This window comes from Actinosynnema sp. NPDC059335, assembly GCF_042752395.1.
GTDB lineage: Bacteria > Actinomycetota > Actinomycetes > Mycobacteriales > Pseudonocardiaceae > Actinosynnema.
Map to the genome: position 1 here is coordinate 1 of NZ_JBHYXZ010000048.1, position 17,258 is coordinate 17,258.

Below are 17,258 nucleotides of genomic sequence, written 5' to 3' on the forward strand. Positions count from 1 at the left end.
GTCCTGCACCGCGCCGAGCACGGACCGAAGTGCTTCGCTGTCCGTCATAGTGCATCCTTTCTTCGCTGACTCGTCCCGGCGGGGGCGGGCCCCCCCCCCGGCCGGGGGGGGTGTGCCCCGGGGGGCGCCCCCCCGCCGCCCCCCCGCCCGGACGGGTCAGCGCGGGTCGTCGCGCTCCCGCCGCACGGTGACCTTGCGGCCCTTGATCGTCGCGCCCCGCAACGACGAGATCACCTGCTGCGCGGCCGAATCCGGCACCTCCACCAGCGAGAACCGGTCGGCGATCTCGATCGCGCCGATGTCGCGGCCGTTCAGCCGGGCCTCGCCCGCGATCGCGCCGACCAGGTCCTGCGGCCGGATCCCGGAGCTGCGGCCCGCGCCGACGAACAACCGGGTCATGCCCGCCGACGGGCGGCGCGGGCGGCGCGGCTCACGGCGGTCGCCGCCGCCGTCGCGGCCCCGGCGCTCGCCCTGGCCCGACCGCGGCACGTACTCCGGGATCTCCTCCTCGTCGGCCGCCGCGCCGGTGGCCTCGTGCGCCAGCTTGACCGCCGCCAGCGCCACCTCCATCACGTCGAACTCGTCGGTCAGCGTCTCCACCACGACCCGGAAGCTCTCCAGGTCGTCCTCCAGCAGGCTCTCGTGCAGCGCCGCCCGGGTCAGCTCCAGCTTGCGCGCCCGCAGGTCCGCGACCGTGGGCACCTTCTCCACCTGGATGCGCTGCTTGGTGACCCGCTCGATGGTCTTGAGCATGCCGTGCTCGCGCGGCTCGGCCAGGGTGATCGCCACGCCCTCGCGGCCCGCGCGGCCCACCCGGCCGATGCGGTGCACGTACGACTCCGGCGCGGACGGCACGTTGTAGTTCACCACGTGGGTGAGCTGCTCGACGTCCAGGCCGCGGGCGGCGACGTCGGTGGCCACCAGCAGGTCCGCCGTGCCGTTGCGCAGCCGGGCCATCACCCGGTCCCGCTGCTCCTGGCTGATGCCGCCGTGCAGCGACTCGGCCCGGTAGCCGCGCCCGTTCAGCGTCTCGGTGAGCTGGTCCACCTCGTCACGGGTCCGGCAGAACACGATCGCCGCGGTCGGCGCCTCGACGTCCAGCACCCGGCCCAGCGCGGCCGGCTTGTGGGCGCGCGGCACGACGTACGCGCTCTGCCGCACCCGCGGCGCCTCGCCCGGCTCGGCCTGCTCGCGGCCGATCGTGATGCGCACCGGGTCGGACAGGTGCTGGCGGGCCAGCCGGTCGATCCGGCCCGGCATGGTCGCGGAGAACAGCACGGTCTGCCGCTCGGGCGGCGTCTCGGCCAGGATGGTGTCCAGGTCCTCGGCGAACCCCATGTCGAGCATCTCGTCGGCCTCGTCCAGCACGACGATCTCGAGCCGCTCCAGCTTCAACGTGCCCCGGCTGAGGTGGTCGACCGCCCGGCCCGGCGTGGCCACCACGACGTCCACGCCCTGCTCCAGCACCCGCAGCTGCCGCCCGATCGGCTGGCCGCCGTAGATGGGCAGCACCCGCGCGCCCAGCTCGCGGCCGTAGCGGTGCACCGCCTCGGAGACCTGCACCGCCAGCTCCCGCGTGGGCACCAGCACCAGCGCGAACGGCTCCCGGGCGGTCCGCTCGCCGCCCGCCATGCGCTCCAGCACGGGCAGCGCGAACGCCGCCGTCTTGCCCGTGCCGGTGGCGGCCTGCCCGAGCAGGTCGCGGCCCGCGGTCAGGGGCGGGATCGCCTCGCGCTGGATGGGGGTCGGCTCCTCGTAGCCGAGGCCGGACAGCGCCCGGAGCAGTTCGGGGCGCAGCCCGAGGTCGGCGAAGCTGGTCCGGTCGTCGGGCTCGTCGTTCATACCCCCAAGTCTTGCCGATCGCCCCCGAACCGCTCGGTGAGGGGGGTCGCGCGACCCGGTCGATCCGGCATCCCGCAGTCGTCGTCGCCCGGTCGCGGCATCCGTGCCGCCCGGCGTGGCCGTCTTCGCGGTCACCGGCGCGGTGCGGCGTTCGCGGGCTCCGGAACGCGGTCCCGCCGTCAAGGGTCGAACGCGCCACGCGGACGGCTCGACAGTTGACCGGTATTACCGCGAATCGGTGGTTAACGGCCGGTTACAACGCCGGGGGCGAAGTGCCGGCAAAGCGCGAATCTTCCCTGCGGTCGGGTATTCGGAACGGTGTGACGGTTCGGTCGGTGGCGCGCCCGTCCGACCGGTCGCGGAGCCGGGATCGCGATTTGCCGAAGGCCCCGCCGCGACCGCCCGCTATACCTCGCCTATACTTCCCGATCGCCATCCCCGCCGAGGCGGACTCCCCGGTAGCGTGCCGCGACATCGATACCGAGCGTGAGGGTCCGACGGGGGATGTGGTGCGCGTGGCGGTGGACGACCTGGACGGGCACACCGGGCGCGACGTGCGGCCGGTGTCGTTCGGCCTCGACGGCGTGTGGTTCGAGATCCACCTCGGCGCGGCCAACGCGGCCAGGTTGCGGGCCGTGCTCGACCGGTTCGTGCGCGCCGCGCGCCGCGGTCCCGGCGCCCCGCCGTCCCCGGTACGCAGCACCGATGCGCACCCGCCCGAGGCGGTGCGGCGGTGGGCCCGCGCGCACGGCTACCGCGTCTGCGACCGCGGCCGGATCTCCGCGATCGTGCTGGCCGCCTACGACCGGGCGCACGCCGACCGGGGCGGCGCGGGCTGAGCGCCCGGACGCCGGATCACCCGATGCGCCTAGATCGATGTCACGGAACGTGGCCGTGACCGCCGTCGGGCCCAAGTTCGCGCCGCCGGGCCACCGCAGCCGGAGTCCGGCGCTGCACCGTTCGGCCGCATACCGCGGCCGCACTCCCCGAGCGGCCTAAATGATATTTCCCCCCATCGGGGCGGCCTGGGCAACATGGCACCGCTTTAGTTGCGCGATTTTCGGGTCACTCACCGGCCACCGCGCGCGCCGCGTCGTCTAGAGACTGGGGGTCGTGACCATGCAGGTGCGGATTCTCGGTGCTGTCGCCCTCGCCCGCGGGGATCGTCGGATGGGGGTCGCCGCGCGCCAGGTCCGCACCCTCCTGGCGCTGCTGGCGCTTTCCCCGGGCACCCCCGTTCCGTTCGACCGGTTGGTGGAGGAATTGTGGGCCGGTAAACAGGTGGGAAACGCCCGCAACGCGCTCCAGGCGAATGTCGTGCGGCTGCGCAAACTCCTGGAGCGGTTCGGCGACGTGCCCGGCGACCTGCTCGTCCGCACGATGAGCAGCGGTTACGTGCTCGACCTGCCGGCCGCCGCGGTGGACGCGCACCTGTTCCGCGACCTCGCCGACCGCGGCTCCGCGCTCGTGCCGCACCGCCCCGACGAGGCGATCGGCCTGCTGGAACGCGCGCTGCGGCTGTGGCACGGCCCGGCGCTGTTCGACGTGGGCGACGGGCTGCGGTTCCGCGTCGAGGCCGCCCGGCTCGACGAGCGCAGGCTCAGCGCCCGGGAGGACCTCATCGCCGCCAAGCTCGCCAACGGCGAGGACCGCGGCGTGGTGTCGGAGCTGAAGCAGCTCGCGGCCGAGCACCCGGAGCGGGAGCGGTTCAGCGAGCAGCTGATGGTGGCGCTGTACCGCAACGGCAGGCAGACGGAGGCGCTGGACGTCTTCCACCATACCCGCAGGCGCCTGGCGAGCGAGCTGGGGCTGGAGCCCGGCCGCGCGATGCGACGGCTCTACCAGGCGATCCTCGTCCACGACCAGGTTCTGCTGTAGGAGGCGAAGTGCTGGAGTTCCGGGTCCTGGGGCCCGTCGAGGTGCGCTACGACGGGCAGGAGGTGCCGCTGGACGGCTCGAAGCCGCGCACCGTGCTCACGGCGTTGCTGCTCGCCGACGGCGCCGTCTCCGACGCGCAGATGAGCGACTCCCTGTGGGGCGACCACCCGCCGGCCACGTTCAACGCGCAGATCTACACCTACGTCTCGCGGCTGCGCAAGACGCTGCGCGGCGAGGTCGGCATCGCCCGCCGTTCCCGGGGCTACGAGCTGCGCCTCGCGGAGTGCTCGTTCGACCTCCGGGAGTTCGAGGAGCAGGCCGCCCTGGGGCAGGGGGCGCTCGCCGCGGGACGCTACGAGGAGGCGGCGCGGCTGCTGCGCGGGGCGTTGCGGCTGTGGCGCGGTCCGGCGTTGACGGGGGTGTCCGAGCACCTGGCCGACGCGGAGGCGCCGCGGCTGGAGGAGGCGCGCGTCGCCGTGCTGGAGAGCCGCATCGAGGCCGACCTGGCGCTGGGCCGGCACGCGCAGCTGTTGCCCGAGCTGACCAAGCTCGTGCACCGCTACCCGCTCCGGGAACGGTTCCGAGCCCAGCTCATGACCACGTTCTACCGCTGCGACCGGCAGGCCGACGCGCTCGTGCTGTACGAGGAGGGCCGCCGCAGGCTGGCCACCGAGCTGGGCATCGACCCCGGCTCGCTGCTGCGCGAGGTGCACCTGGCGATCCTGAGCGCCGATCCCGTGCTGGCGTCGCCGCGCCGGGTCGCGGTGTAGCGCCCGGTGTGTCCTCTGTGGACGGTGGTGGTCGTGCGGGCGGCGTTGGCGCCCCGTCCCGGCCGTCGTCGCGGCGCGGGTCGATGTCCGGTTTGCCCGGTGCGGTCGTCCTGAGCGTTGAATTCGGGGTACCTGGACGTAGGACACACGCGTTCTGGGCGTAGGACTCGCGGTGAAGCGGTTAAGCTGGCTCGGTGACGCCGTTGCGCTGGGGTGTGCTGGGGGCCACGGCCCACATCGCGAGCCGGGTGTTGCCCGCGATCCACGCGACGCCGGGCAACGCGGTGGTCGCCGTGGCGAGCCGGGCGGGGAGGCGCGCGGCGGCGGAGCGGGTGGCGCGGCCGTTCGGCGCGCGGGTGCGCGACGGCTACGACGCGCTGCTGGCCGACCCGGACGTCGATGCGGTCTACCTGGCCCTGCCCAACACCCTGCACGTGCCGTGGACGCTGCGCGCGCTCGACGCGGGCAAGCACGTGTTGGTGGAGAAGCCGATGGCGTTGTCCGAGGAGGACTGCGTCCGCATCGAGCGCGCCGCCGCCGACCTCGTGGTCATGGAGGCGTACATGTACCGCTTCCACCCCCAGCAGGCGCGGGCCGCCGAGCTGCTGGCCTCGGGCGAGATCGGCGAGCTGCGCGTGGTGCGGTCGGCGTTCGCGTACCCGACCCCGGCCGAGGGCGGCATCCGGTTCGACCCGGCCCTGGGCGGCGGCGCGACGTGGGACGTCGGCTGCTACGCGTTCGACGTGCCGCTGTGGGCGTTCGACACCGTCCCGCGCGCGGTGCGGGCGCGGTTCCACTCGCGCGAGGTGGACCTGGGCGCGGTGGCGACGCTCGACTTCGGCGACGGCCGCTGGGCCGTGCTGGACTACAGCCTGGAGTACGGGCCGCGCGCCGCCTACGAGTTCCAGGGCTCCCGCGGCTCGATCTCCGTGCGCAACGCGTGGACGCGACCCGACGAGGAAGGCCGCATCACGGTCGTCACGCTGGACGGCGTGCGCGACGAGGTCGTGCCCGCGTCCGACGCCTACGCCGACCAGACCGCCGCGTTCGCCGAAGCCGTGCGGGAGAAGGTCACGCCCCTGGTGTCGCTCGCCCACTCGGCGCGCACGGCGCGGGTCGGCGAAGCGCTGGTGCGGTCGGCCGCGACCGGGGCCGAGGTGGACCTGCGGCGGCGGCCGTGACCGTTCCGCGCGGTGGTGCGCGATGCCGAACGTGACTGAGGTAACGGTGCGACGGGTCGTCGCGGTCATTGCCGGGAAGCGCGCGGAATGCGACCGGCGCTTCCGTCCCCGCGTTGGATCGGAGATTGATTCACGTTCCCGCTGAATCGTGGTGTGCTCGCGTTTGCGGGCCGTGCGAGCGGGATCGGCTCCGGCCGCGTCGGCGCTGGTCCGCCGGCATCCGGCGTCGTCGGCGGGGGTGCGGCTGTCCGCAAGGGTGCGGAGCGCCGGGGTGAACGACGTCGGGTGCGGGCGCGCGGCGCGGGATCGTAGCCACCGTTTCCATAATTTTCGTGGGCTGCTCAACGGATAGTCGGCGGATGCGTGAACATCTCCTGCCGCGTTCTCCGGTGGGGTAGGTTGGAACGGCCGCCCGGCACGAACGAGGTGGGGCCGGGAAATCCCCGCAACCCCGCCGCAGTTAGTGGACCCCGAGTAACGACGCGAAGGGGTTGGATGCATGCACCTGGAGATACGTCATGCCAGGGTGGTCACCACCCTTGCCGAGGCCGGCAGCATCTCGAAGGCCGCGGCGAAGCTGTCCCTGCCCCAACCGAGCCTCACCGCCCAATTGAGACGGATCGAGAAGGCGGTCGGGGGAGACCTGTTCGTGCGGTCGGCTTTCGGGATCACCCCGACGCCGCTGGGCGAACGCCTGATCCCGATGCTGGCCGACCTCGCCACCCGGGCCGACGCGGTGGTCGCCGAGGCGTCGTCGCTGTCGTCCGGGATCCTGCGCATCGGCAACGCCGAGTGGACCCCGGTGACGCTGCGGCGTGCCTTGCAGTCGTCGCTGCCCTCGGTCGAGGTGCAGACGGTGACGCTGGACCCGTCGATCGGCGTGGACGCGGTCAGCCGCGGGGAGTTGACCGCGGCGCTCGTGCCGAGCCCGGAGGCGATGGACGGCGTGCGGGACCTGGATCCGTCGCTGGCCAAGGAGATCATCGTCCGCGAGCCGATCTGGCTGGCGCTGCCGCGGGACCACGCGCTCGCGCGCAGGACTACGGTGAGCCGAAGGCACATGATGTCCCTGAGCTGGGTGCACCACGTGCCGGGGCACTGGTTCCACGCGGTCGAGGAACACCTGTTCCGCAAGCTCGACCACCCCACGCCCGAAGTGATGCACTACGCGGGTGGGCACGCCGAGGCGATGAGCTGGGTGCGCGACGCGGGCGCGGCGGCGCTCGCCACGCCCACCGGGTCCACGTCGGACGTGAGCCTGGTGGCGATGACCGAGCCGTTGCGCAGCCGGCTGCTGCTGGTGTGGCGGCCGGGGTCGATCCACCCGAACACCCTGCGGCAGTTGATCGACGCGTTGCGCCGGTACTACTGCGACTACGCCCGCACGATCCCGCGTTACTGGAACTGGATGACCGAACGCCCCACCGACTTCCCGGAGCTGGCCGCGTTCCTGCCCCGGCCGAGCCGGTGGTGGCCCCGCGACTCCGCCGCGGACCAACAACAACCGGGCGTCGGCTCCCGCACCGCCGCCACCTGAGCGTCCACTGGGGATGACGGGCCACCTCGACCGCGGTCGAGGTGGCCTTTGTCTTTCCCCGCCGCCTCGCTTCGACGTGGCACGGGTCTGTTCCTGCGCGCGGGACATGTGCGTCCTGTGCGTGGAACACGCATGTTCTGAACTTGGGGCACGCACGTTCCTCTGCGTGGGACGCGGGCGTTCCGAACGTAGGACATGGCTGTTCCGAACGTAGGACACGCGGTGGTCAGCCGGGTGTCAGCGCGGTGTCAGCGGGCCTTGCGAGCCTCGACCCCGGCAGCGGACCGGGCGGGCGAGGAGGACGCGCGAGGCCCCGGCCGCGCCGCCGCCACGGCCCTGACCGAAGGAACCGCATCATGACCGAATCCACCACCGCCACCTCCCGCGAACGGATCGTGGACGCCATCACCACCGTCCTGTCCGAGGTGCTGGCCTACGAGCTGCCGGAGGTGACCGAGGGCTCCCGGCTGCTCGACGACCTCGGCCTCGACTCGACCGGCGTCTACGAGCTGCTGATGGAGCTGGAGGAGGCGCTGGAGGTGGAGTTCGACACCGACAACCTGGAGCGCGCCCACTTCGAGACGGTGCGGTCCCTGACCGACTTCGTCGCCGCGGAGATGGACCGCTGACCGCGCACGGGGCGTCGCCCCTCGGGGGAGCGCCCGGCGACTTGACGACGACCGCGGTGGGGGAGGTCCGGTGACGACGTCGGTGCGGTTGGGGGCGGAGGAGCTGGCGCGCTGCCACCGGGTGGCGCGGGAGGAAGGGCCGGCCCCCGCGTTGGCCCTGCTCGGGTCGCTCGTGCTGCCGGGTTCCCTGCCGGCCGGCCCCGGCGGGCACGCGCTCGTGCCGCAGGAGGTCGCCGCGTCGGCGGACCGGGTCTGGGTGGACGGGACGGTCGTGGCGCGGCCGTTGTCGGACGAGTCCACTGTGGATATGATCGACCTCCCCGGTGGCGCGGTCGTGCTCCTGCGGGGTTTGGGTACACGATCGGGTGAAGTCGGCCCGAAAATGTACGGAAACGCTGTTACCGATCCTCGGTTGAGAGCAGCGGACCCCGAGACCAGCCCCGGCACGTCCGACCAGCGAGCCGCCTGGGCCCTGGGACTGGTGTGGCTGCGGCTCGGGCTGTCGGAGGCGTTGCGCGAGACCTGCGTGCGACACCTGAACGGCAGGCGCGTCGGAGCCACCACGCTGTTGCAGCAGCAGGTGGTGAAGTCGACCGTCGCCGACGGGTTGATCGAGCACCTCGAGGTGCGCGCGGTGCTGACCGGCGTGGCGGCGGGCGGCCTGCCGGGCGTGGTCCTGGCCCACCTGCACGCCCGCATCACCGCCGCGGACCGGTGGCTGGTGAGCCTGCTGGGCGCGGGCGGGTACCTGGCCGGCGGGCCCGGCCAGGTGGCGCACGTGTCGGAGCTGCTGGCCGAGGCGTACGTCGCCGCCGACGCGGACGGCGACCGGAACGACGCCGAGCCCCGTGCGGACGACGGAACACGTGCCGATGACGGAACACGTGCCGACGACGGAACACGTGCCGACGACGGGACCGGTGCCGCCGAGAGGATCCGTGCCGCCGAGGGGGTCGGGCCTGGCGTTGGGGGCGAAGTTGATCACCACGACGGCAGCGTGGCCAAGCCCGGAAGGCCACGGCTCGGCGGCGGTGCGGGGTGGGGTGGTGGCGAGCGACGCGTTGGGCGCGAGGTGGAGGGTGGGTCGGGCCGTGGGTGGTCCGGGGGTGGGGAGGCGTGAGCGCGGTGGAGGGGAGGCTCGTTGCGTTGCGGGAGCAGGTGCGTGAGTGGGGGGTGGATTTTCGCCGGCTCGGGCTCGCGCTCGATCGTGACCCCGAGCTGATCCGCGCCCACCTCGACCTGCCCGCCGTCCGGTACCTCGCCACCATGGGCATCCCGCCGGAGTACGGGAATTTGCCCGATTCCGTTGCGGGCAGCCGGTGTTACGGCACTCGGGCACTCGAACGGGTGATCATCTTGGAGGAGTTGGCCTGTGCCGACGTCGGCATGCTGGTCGCCTCGCCCGGTCCGTTGCTGGTCGGGGTGCTCATCGACCTGCTCGCCGACCGAGAGCAGAAGGAGTGGTTCTACGGCCGGCTGCTCGCCGAACCGCTGTGGACGTTCTTCGCGCTCGCCGAACCGGACGGCGGCACCGGCACCGGCACCGAGGGCACCAGTGGGACCGCGGCGAACTCGGGCACCACGTTGACGCAGGTCGGCGACGATGTGCGGCTGTCCGGGGAGAAGCGGTACGTCGTCAACGCCTGCCGGGCACGGCTCGGGGTCGTCTTCGCGCGGGTGGGGTCCGGGGTGCTCGGTGTCAACGCCGTCCTCGTGGAGACGCCCACGCCCGGCTTCTCGGCGACCCCGCTGGAGAGCATCGGCCTGCGCGGCGCGCGGATCGGGGCCATCACGATGGACGACGTGCACGTGCCGGCCGCGCGGTTGGTCGGACGGCACCTCCCGCCGGCGCAGCGTGGCACGTGGGCGTCCGTGCAGACGTTCAACCTGCTCCGACCCGCTGTCGCGGCGATCGCGCTGGGCATCGCGCGGGCGGCGCACGAGTACGTCGTGGACCACCGCACGACGTTGCGGCGCGACGAGCGCGACCGGCTGGACGAGCTGGGTCGGCGCGTCACGGCGGCCCGAGCCCTGGTGCACCTGGCCGCCCGCGCGGTGGACGCCCGCACCTCCGACGGCCACCTGGCGTCGGCGGCGCAGGCCCGCGCGTGCCGGCTGGCCGTCGACGCCACCCGCGCGGCGTGCGGGTTCTTCGGCGTCGGGGCGCGCTTCGACCACCCGCTCCTCGACAAGCTGGTGCGCGACGCGCGCGGGTTGGAGGTGGTCGAGGGCGCGGCGAAGCTGAACCTGTTCCAGGGCCTGTTCACCGGGAGGCTGGACCGGGACGACCCGTTCCGGGTGGGCGTCGGCTCGCCGCGCTGAACTCCGCCGCGCCGGTCCTTGCTGCGCCGGACGCCGCTGCGCCGGACGCCGCCGCGCTGGCCGCCGCGTCGGCCCTCGCCGCGCTGGACCGCACGGCGCTGAAGCCGGCGAACCACCGGGTCACGTCGGCCGCCGACCGCAGTCGCACCCACGGCACCCCGGCCCGGGCCAGCCTGTCCGGGTACTCGGCGTGGTGCCTGCGCCGCGCCCGCACCGCCCACGCCGCCACCGAATCCCGGCCGACCAGGAAGTCGAGCCGTTCCCGGTTGCCGTTCCACAGCGGGGTCCGGCGCGCGATCCGGACCGCGCTGCGGCGCAGCAGCCGCGGCACGACCACCCACAGCGGCGGGTCCAGCCACACGATCAGGTCGGCCCGGTGCCACAGCACGTCCGCGGTCACGGCGGCCAGGTTGCCGTCGACCACCCACGCCGGACCCTCGGTGGCCGCCGCGACCCGCGCCCGGATCTCCTCCGCCGGCGGTGTCGTCCAGCCCGGCCCGTGCTGGAACGCGTCCAGCTCGACGTGCGGTCCGCCCACCACCCGCGCCACCGCGCGGGACAACGTCGACTTGCCCGCGCCGCTCGTCCCCGGCACGACGATCCGGCGCACCGACCACCCGTCCACGGCACCACTCGACCACACCGCCGCACCGCCGTCCAGCGTGATTCAGCGACCCGCGCCGGTGTGCAGGCGGGTGAGCGCGGCGGCCGCGGCGAAACCGAGGACCGGGTCCGGGCGGTCCGACAGCAGGCTCGCGTACAGCGGCCGGTAGTGCGCGACCTTGCGCGGCGTCCGGCCGTCGTCGCCGTGCTCGGCCAGCAGTTCGTCGCCGCGCCACGCGAACCCCGTCATCGCCGTGTGGTCGAGCCAGACCTCCACGTCGCCGCACGTCACCGTGCTCGACTTGCTGCTGGCCCCGGTGCGCCAACTGGTGTGCAGCCGGGCCGTGCCGACCGCGCCGCGCGACCGGAACGACACCACGGCCCAGCAGCTCGCGCCCTCGTCGCGCAGCGACCGCACCGCCGTGACGTCCACCAGCCGCGACAGCACGGTGAGCTGGTTGATGCCCGAGTCCGCCCACGCCGAGGCGTAGGTGGCGAACGCCTGCTCACCCTTGAGCGCGTACGGGTCGCGGAACGCCGACGTGATCGCGGTGACCGGTCCCCACTCCGGGTGCGCGGCCAGCAGCTCGGCGGCCCACACCACCTCCGGCGAGAACGCGAAGTGGTGCGCGGTGAACAGCCGGTCCGGCCCCAGCCCGCCCAGCACGTCCAGCGACGCCGGGTCGAGCACGAGCGGCTTCTCCACCAGCACCCTCGCGCCCGAGCCGGTCAGCGCCTCCGCCGCGAGGTCCGCGTGCGTGTCGGTCGGCGTCGCGATCACCACCAGGTCCGGCCGGTGCTCGGCGAGCGCGCCGGCGAGGTCCCGGTGGTGCGGGGGCGTCGTGCCGCGGAACGCGGTCGGCCCGGCGTGCGGGTCCGCGGTGAACACCAGGTCCACATCGGACCGTTCCGCCAGCACCTCCAGGTGGGTGCGGGCGATCGTGCCCACCCCCACCAGCCCCACCCGCGTCTTCTCCACCCCGCGAGTATCCACGATGGACGGCGGGCGGGAACTATGCGATTCCTATATCCCGGTCGTCAGCGCCGTGTCAGCGGCTCGTCAGCCGTGCTCGCGACCATGGGTGTGATCGCTGCCCGAACGGGTCGGCGCTGCTAGCACACCCGCTCCAGAAAGGGACGGTAACGTGGCACCTGCCTTCGCGGTGATTTCCGGCGCTCAGGTGGACCAGGTAGTGCGCGGCCGGGAGAAGCACGTCGTCGAACTCGTCGAGGCCGCCTACCGGTGGCACGGTGAAGGCGACACGGTCAACCCGCCGTCCTACTTCCTGCGGTTCCCCGACGACCCGTCGTCGCGGATCATCGCGCTGCCCGCGTCGATCGGCGGCGACGTCGGCGTGCACGGCGTGAAGTGGATCTCCAGCTTCCCCGCGAACGTCGCCGCGGGCCTGCCGCGCGCGTCCGCCGTGCTGATCCTCAACGACCGCGAGACCGGCTACCCGATCGCGTGCCTGGAAAGCTCCATCGTCAGCGCGGTGCGCACCGCCGCGTCGGCGGCCCTGGCCGCCGACTGGCTCAGCCGCCACCGGGACCGGCCGACCCGGGTCGGGTTCGTCGGCACGGGCCTCATCGCCCGCTACATCCACACCTACCTGGCCGGCACCGGGTGGAGCTTCGACGAGGTCGGCGTGCACGACCTGAGCGCCGAGTCCGCGCACGGGTTCCGCGGGTACGCCGAGAGCACCGGCGACACCGTGACGGTCCACGACAGCGCCGAGTCCCTGATCCGGTCGAGCGACCTGGTGGTGTTCGCCACCGTGGCGGGCACGCCGCACGTCTCCGACCCCGGGTGGTTCGACCACAACCCGCTCGTGCTGCACGTGTCGCTGCGCGACCTGTCACCCGAGGTGATCCTCGCCTCCACCAACGTGGTGGACGACGTGGAGCACTGCCTGAAGGCCAACACCTCGCCGCACCTGGCCGAGCAGCTCACCGGCGGCCGGGACTTCCTGTCCGGCACGCTGCACGACGTCATGACCGGCGCGGTGACGCCACCGGCGGACCGGCCGCTGGTGTTCTCCCCGTTCGGGCTCGGCGTGCTGGACCTGGCGGTCGGCAAGCACGTCTACGACGAGGTGTCGCGGGCGGGCGAGCTGGCCGTGGTCCCGGACTTCTTCTTCGACCTCGACCGCCACGGCAAGCGGTGAACCGTCTGACCGTGCACCTCGCCTAGGAGTCGGCGCATGCCAGTCATATCGACGCCCCAGGAGTTCAACGTGGACGACCTCTACGTGGACCTCCGGCGGATCTCGGGCCACCCGCTGTACCTCAAGTGCGAAGGGTTCAACTTCGCCGGGTCCATCAAGCTCAAGGCGGCGAACGAGATGGTGTCGGCCGCCGTGCGCGACGGGACGCTGCGCGAGGGCTCCACCCTGGTGGAGAGCTCGTCTGGCAACCTCGGCGTGGCGCTGGCCCTGGTGGCGGCCAGCCGCGGCTACCGGTTCGTGTGCGTCACCGACCCGCGCTGCAACCTCGCCACCCGGCAGCTGATGGAGGCGCTGGGCGCGCGGGTGCACGTGATCACCGAGCCCGACCCGGAGACCGGGTACCTCGGCGCGCGCATCCGCCACGTCCGGCGGCTGTGCGAGAACGACGACCACGTGTGGCTCAACCAGTACGCCAACCCGGCGAACTGGGTGGCGCACCACCGCAGCACCGGCCCGGAGATCCTCAGGAGCTTCCCCGACGTGGACGTGGTGTTCATCGGCGCGGGCAGCACGGGCACGCTGATGGGCTGCGCGCGGTTCTTCCGGGAGCACAAGCCGTCGGTGCGGGTCGTGGCGGTCGACGCGGTCGGCTCCGTCACCTTCGGCACGCCCGCGCAGCCGCGGATGGTGCCGGGCCTGGGCACCAGCGTCCGGCCGCCGCTGCTGGACGAGTCGTTCGTGGACGAGGTGCTGCACGTGGCCGAGCGCGACACCGTGCGCGCGTGCCGGGAGCTGCTGCGGCACGGGTTCCTGTTCGGCGGCTCGACCGGCACGGTGCTGTCCGGCGCGACGGACTGGCTGACGCGCAACCGGCCCGGCGGGGACGTGACCGCGGTCGCGATCGCGCCGGACCTCGGCGACCGCTACCTGGACACCGTCTACCACGACCAGTGGGTGGCGGACATCTACGGCGCGGACCTGCTCGGCGACCCGCTCGACCCGTTGGGCCCGCTCGACGCGGTCGATCCGGCGACGTTCGCGCGGAGGGCGCCGTGACCGCGGGCCGGGGGTAGCCGGGACCGGCCGGACGACCCGACGCAGTCGGTCCGGCCAGGTGCCGGAGTCGCCGGCGCGCCGCCGCCGCGCCGGACCCCGGCCGGCCCGGGGCGTGACCATGGGGCCACCGCGGTAGGTCCCGATCCGCCCGAGGCGCACGGAGAGCCGAATGACGAATCCCCTGGACGACAAGGAAAGCGTGGCCGGCGCGGGCCGGCCCGTCGCGGCGCGCGGGGGTCGCGCGAACCCCTCGCGCGTCCCCGGCTCCGCGGCCCGTCCCCACGCCTTCCGGCCTTCGGGGGTGGGACGGTGATCGACGTGGTGGTGCGCGTCGGGCACGTGGCCGTCGTCCTGGCGGTCGTGCTCGTCGCGGCGTGCCTGGGGAGGGTCGCGGCCCGCGCGGCGCGGCAGCCCGAGGTCGTCGGCGAGATCCTGGCGGGCGTCCTGGTGGTGCCCGCGGTGCTCGCGGTCGGCGGCGCGCCGACCCTGGCGGCCGTGCTGCCGGCCGACGTGGTCGGTCCGCTGAAGGTGGTCGGGCAGGTCGGCCTGGTGCTGTTCCTGGTCGGGGTGGCGCACGAGCTGCGGCACGGCGGCACGGTCACCGGGGCCCGCGCGGCCGGGTGGGTGACCGCGGGGTCGTTCGTGCCCGCCCTGGTCACCGGTCTGGTCATGGCCGCGTGGGTCGTGTGGGCCGCCGACGCCGGCGTGCGCGGCGACGCGCCGACACCCGCGCTCGTGCTGATGGTCGCGGTCGCGTTGAGCGTCACCGCGGTCCCCGTGCTGGCCCGGCTGCTGGAGGACCGGGGCATGGTGGACACCCCCGCCGGCAAGCTGGCCATGACCGCGGCCGTGGTCGCCGACGCGGCGGCGTGGGTGCTGCTGGTGCTGGCCATCGGCGTCTCCGGCGGCGTCGTGGTGTCGTTGGCCCTCGTGGCGGTCGGCGTCGGGCTGACCGCGGCCGGCCGCGTCCTGCTGCGCGGCCGGATCCCGACGCTCGCCGCGCAGCGCCACCCGCGCGTCACGGGGGTGGCCGTCTCGGCGGTGGCGCTGCTGGTGGCGTTCCAGTTCGAGCACTGGGGCCTGACCGCCGTGTTCGGCGCGTTCGCGGTCGGCCTCGCGCTGCCCGGCGGCGCGTGGCGGGAGGCCGTGCGCCCGGCGATGGCGCTGGGCAGGCTGCTGGTGCCGGTGTTCTTCGTGGTGGCGGGCATGGGCGTGGCCCACGCGCCGCACGGCTCGGTGCCGTGGGCGGCCATCCTGCTCGCCACCGGGCTCGCCGTCGTCGGCAAGGTCGGCGGCGGCTACCTCGGCGGGCGGCTGGCCGGGGTCGACCGCCGCACCGCGGTGACGGTCGGGGTGCTGGTGAACACCCGCGGCCTGACCGAGATCGTGGTGCTCCAGGCCGGCTACAGCGCCGGCCTGCTCCCCGTGGAGCTGTTCCTGGCCCTCGTGGTGATGGCGTTGGCGACCACGGCCATGACCGGCCCGCTGCTCTCCCTCGTCGAACGCACCGCCGCCCCCGCGCCGGTGCCCGTCCCCGGACTGCCCAGGAGCACCCCATGACCTCGTCACCGCCGACGCGGCCCGCACCCGCCACCAGCGGATCCACGGCGAAATCCCTGCCCGGGACCGCGAGGACGGCGACGGCCGCGGCCGCTCCGGGCAACGCGCGCCGGGCAGTCGCCGGATCCGCCTTACCGGCAGTCGGCGACCCCGCGATCGCCCCGGCGGCCCCTGCCGCCGCGGCGGTCCGCCACTAGCCTCGACCACGTGGCCCGGTTCTCGCCCGTCATCGCCAGGCACGTGCCGGAGGGCTTCGACCTGTGGCCGGTGTCCGGCGGTGGCGACACCTGGCTGCGCCTCGACGGCACGGCGGGCCCGGACGACGTCGGCACGGCCCTCTGCACGCTGTACCTGCACAGCGGTGGCGGGGAGGCGCGCACGGCGGCCGACGCGGTCCACGAGCTGATCGGCTTCGACACCCTGTTCGGGTCCGGCGGCCTGCTGCTGGAGGGCGGCGACGGCGTGCGCGTCGAACCCCGCGGCGGCGAGCTGTTCGAGTGGCGGGACTGGGTGAACGCGCTGCACCGCGCGCCGGTCGACCTCGGCCGGCCGCCCGCGCCGTGGGTGGAGTACGTCGGCGACGTCATCCGCGTGTGGGCGGACCGGGGGCGCGACGTGCCGCACGTGGACCTGTCGCGCGGCGCGCTGCCGGCGATGCTCAGGGCCGCGCAGCGCGACCTGGCCGACTTCCTCGGCCCGCTGCGGCGCTGGGCCGGCGTCCACTCGCCGCGCCAGGTGGAACTCCTGGTCGCGTGCGTGGACGCCGGCCTGCAGATCACCGAGCCGCTGCCGCTGTAGCCGTGGCCACCGCACGCGGCCCCGGCCCGCCGGGCCGGCCGGTGGTCACCGCACGCGGCCGGCTTGTCAGTCGGCCACTACCGCGCGCGGCCCGGCTGGTCCGGTCGCCGGTCGCCACCGCACGCAGTCGCGGTCCGTCGGGTCGGCCGGTCACCACCGCACGCGGCCCGGCTCGTCGGGTCGGTCGCTACCGCACGCAGTCGCGGTCGGTCGGGGCGGTCGTGGCGGTCTCCGAGGCGGGCGCGGTGACGGTGAACCCGCCGCTGGGCTCGCCGGTCGCGCCGTCGGCGAAGAACTCCGCCGCGAACGCCCGCACCGCCGCCGGGTCGACCAGCCTGGCCGCGCCGCCGTCGACCTCCGGGCCGAGCGGGATGATCGCGGTCCGCACGGTCGAGGTGAGCCGCCCGACGAACTCCGGCAGCCGCAGGTCCGGGTCGGTGCGCACGGTGGACGCCGCCGCCGCGGCGAGGCGGGCCACCAGCGCCGGGTCGCCCGCGCCGATCACCTTCGCCGCCAGGGCTTCCAGGAACACCTGCTGCCGCACGACCCGGTCCAGGTCGCCGTTGGGCAGCCCGGCGCGCTGCCGCAGGAACGCCGCCGCCTGCTCTCCCGCCACCGTGACCGGCCCGGACGGCAGGTCCACACCGGACAGCGGGTCGCGGGCGGGCTGCCGCAGGCACAGGTCCACGCCGCCGACCGCGTCGGACAGGGCGGCGAACCCGGCCGCGTCCACCTCGGCGTAGTGGTCCACCCGCACCCCGGTCAGCGACCCGACCTCGCGCGCCAGCGCCTCCGCGCCCGCCCGCTCGCCCCCGGTCCGCGCGTCGGCGTAGACCGAGGTCAGCCGGCCCCGGCCGCCACCGGGCAGGTCGACCACCGAGTCCCGGGGCAGCCAGACCCCGGCGACCGGGGTGTCC

16 protein-coding genes are annotated in these 17,258 nt (G+C 74.3%); 12 read left to right on the forward strand and 4 right to left on the reverse strand.

Annotated elements, in window-relative coordinates:
- Positions 1-156: 156 nt before the first annotated feature.
- Positions 157-1,842 carry a DEAD/DEAH box helicase gene (locus ACFXGA_RS17235; protein ID WP_378088886.1) on the reverse strand — a complete coding sequence of 562 codons (1,686 nt, stop codon included), beginning with the start codon at positions 1,840-1,842 and terminating at the stop codon, positions 157-159.
- Positions 1,843-2,357: 515 nt separating this feature from the next.
- Here ACFXGA_RS17235 and ACFXGA_RS17240 point away from each other — a divergent pair.
- From ACFXGA_RS17240 to ACFXGA_RS17275, 8 genes are all read left to right on the forward strand, one after another.
- Positions 2,358-2,681 (forward strand): Lsr2 family protein, encoded by a 324-nt coding sequence (locus ACFXGA_RS17240; RefSeq protein ID WP_378088888.1) that lies wholly within the window; start codon positions 2,358-2,360, stop codon positions 2,679-2,681.
- Between the two features lie 331 nt (positions 2,682-3,012).
- Positions 3,013-3,720, forward strand: coding sequence for a BTAD domain-containing putative transcriptional regulator (locus tag ACFXGA_RS17245; protein ID WP_378088890.1), 708 nt, complete (start codon positions 3,013-3,015; stop codon positions 3,718-3,720).
- 8 nt (positions 3,721-3,728) lie between these two features.
- Complete coding sequence (locus ACFXGA_RS17250; RefSeq protein ID WP_378088892.1) at positions 3,729-4,490, forward strand: BTAD domain-containing putative transcriptional regulator; 762 nt, start codon at positions 3,729-3,731, stop codon at positions 4,488-4,490.
- Between the two features lie 194 nt (positions 4,491-4,684).
- Positions 4,685-5,671: a Gfo/Idh/MocA family protein gene (locus tag ACFXGA_RS17255; RefSeq protein WP_378088894.1), complete on the forward strand. Its 987-nt coding sequence runs from the start codon at positions 4,685-4,687 to the stop codon at positions 5,669-5,671.
- Between the two features lie 499 nt (positions 5,672-6,170).
- Positions 6,171-7,208 (forward strand): LysR family transcriptional regulator, encoded by a 1,038-nt coding sequence (locus tag ACFXGA_RS17260; RefSeq protein ID WP_378088896.1) that lies wholly within the window; start codon positions 6,171-6,173, stop codon positions 7,206-7,208.
- Positions 7,209-7,564: 356 nt separating this feature from the next.
- Positions 7,565-7,837 (forward strand): phosphopantetheine-binding protein, encoded by a 273-nt coding sequence (locus tag ACFXGA_RS17265; RefSeq protein ID WP_378088898.1) that lies wholly within the window; start codon positions 7,565-7,567, stop codon positions 7,835-7,837.
- Positions 7,838-7,907: 70 nt separating this feature from the next.
- The gene (locus ACFXGA_RS17270; RefSeq protein WP_378088900.1) at positions 7,908-8,957 is read left to right on the forward strand and encodes a hypothetical protein; all 1,050 of its coding nucleotides are present in this window, start codon (positions 7,908-7,910) and stop codon (positions 8,955-8,957) included.
- Positions 8,954-10,159 (forward strand): acyl-CoA dehydrogenase family protein, encoded by a 1,206-nt coding sequence (locus ACFXGA_RS17275; RefSeq protein ID WP_378088902.1) that lies wholly within the window; start codon positions 8,954-8,956, stop codon positions 10,157-10,159. The genes ACFXGA_RS17270 and ACFXGA_RS17275 overlap by 4 nt, the downstream gene beginning before the upstream one ends.
- Here ACFXGA_RS17275 and ACFXGA_RS17280 read toward each other — a convergent pair.
- Positions 10,101-10,784, reverse strand: a complete 684-nt coding sequence (locus tag ACFXGA_RS17280; RefSeq protein ID WP_378088904.1) for a hypothetical protein — start codon at positions 10,782-10,784, stop codon at positions 10,101-10,103. The two genes, ACFXGA_RS17275 and ACFXGA_RS17280, sit on opposite strands and share 59 nt — an antisense overlap.
- Before the next feature lie 42 nt (positions 10,785-10,826).
- On the reverse strand, positions 10,827-11,741 hold the full coding sequence (locus ACFXGA_RS17285; protein ID WP_378088906.1) for a Gfo/Idh/MocA family protein: 915 nt from the start codon (positions 11,739-11,741) through the stop codon (positions 10,827-10,829).
- Positions 11,742-11,907: 166 nt separating this feature from the next.
- On the opposite strand from ACFXGA_RS17285, the gene sbnB reads away from it, so the two are divergent.
- The 4 genes from sbnB (at position 11,908) to ACFXGA_RS17305 (ending at position 16,341) form a co-directional block, all read left to right on the forward strand.
- Positions 11,908-12,927 (forward strand): 2,3-diaminopropionate biosynthesis protein SbnB, encoded by a 1,020-nt coding sequence (sbnB, locus tag ACFXGA_RS17290; RefSeq protein ID WP_378088908.1) that lies wholly within the window; start codon positions 11,908-11,910, stop codon positions 12,925-12,927.
- Positions 12,928-12,963: 36 nt separating this feature from the next.
- Complete coding sequence (sbnA, locus tag ACFXGA_RS17295) at positions 12,964-13,983, forward strand: 2,3-diaminopropionate biosynthesis protein SbnA (protein WP_378088911.1); 1,020 nt, start codon at positions 12,964-12,966, stop codon at positions 13,981-13,983.
- 309 nt (positions 13,984-14,292) lie between these two features.
- Positions 14,293-15,543: a cation:proton antiporter gene (locus ACFXGA_RS17300; RefSeq protein ID WP_378088912.1), complete on the forward strand. Its 1,251-nt coding sequence runs from the start codon at positions 14,293-14,295 to the stop codon at positions 15,541-15,543.
- Between the two features lie 207 nt (positions 15,544-15,750).
- Positions 15,751-16,341 carry a hypothetical protein gene (locus tag ACFXGA_RS17305; protein WP_378088914.1) on the forward strand — a complete coding sequence of 197 codons (591 nt, stop codon included), beginning with the start codon at positions 15,751-15,753 and terminating at the stop codon, positions 16,339-16,341.
- A gap of 187 nt (positions 16,342-16,528) precedes the next feature.
- Here the strand turns inward: ACFXGA_RS17305 and ACFXGA_RS17310 are convergent.
- On the reverse strand, positions 16,529-17,258 hold a 730-nt coding region (locus ACFXGA_RS17310), incomplete at its 5' end, for an LCP family protein (protein ID WP_378088916.1).

Bases quoted from the DNA above. Each gene is read 5' to 3' on its own strand.
- ACFXGA_RS17260 (WP_378088896.1), top strand. From the start codon at position 6,171: ATGCACCTGGAGATACGTCATGCCAGGGTGGTCACCACCCTTGCCGAG.
- sbnA (WP_378088911.1), top strand. From the start codon at position 12,964: ATGCCAGTCATATCGACGCCCCAGGAGTTCAACGTGGACGACCTCTAC.
- ACFXGA_RS17265 (WP_378088898.1), top strand. From the start codon at position 7,565: ATGACCGAATCCACCACCGCCACCTCCCGCGAACGGATCGTGGACGCC.
- ACFXGA_RS17245 (WP_378088890.1), top strand. From the start codon at position 3,013: ATGGGGGTCGCCGCGCGCCAGGTCCGCACCCTCCTGGCGCTGCTGGCG.
- ACFXGA_RS17235 (WP_378088886.1), bottom strand. From the start codon at position 1,842: ATGAACGACGAGCCCGACGACCGGACCAGCTTCGCCGACCTCGGGCTG.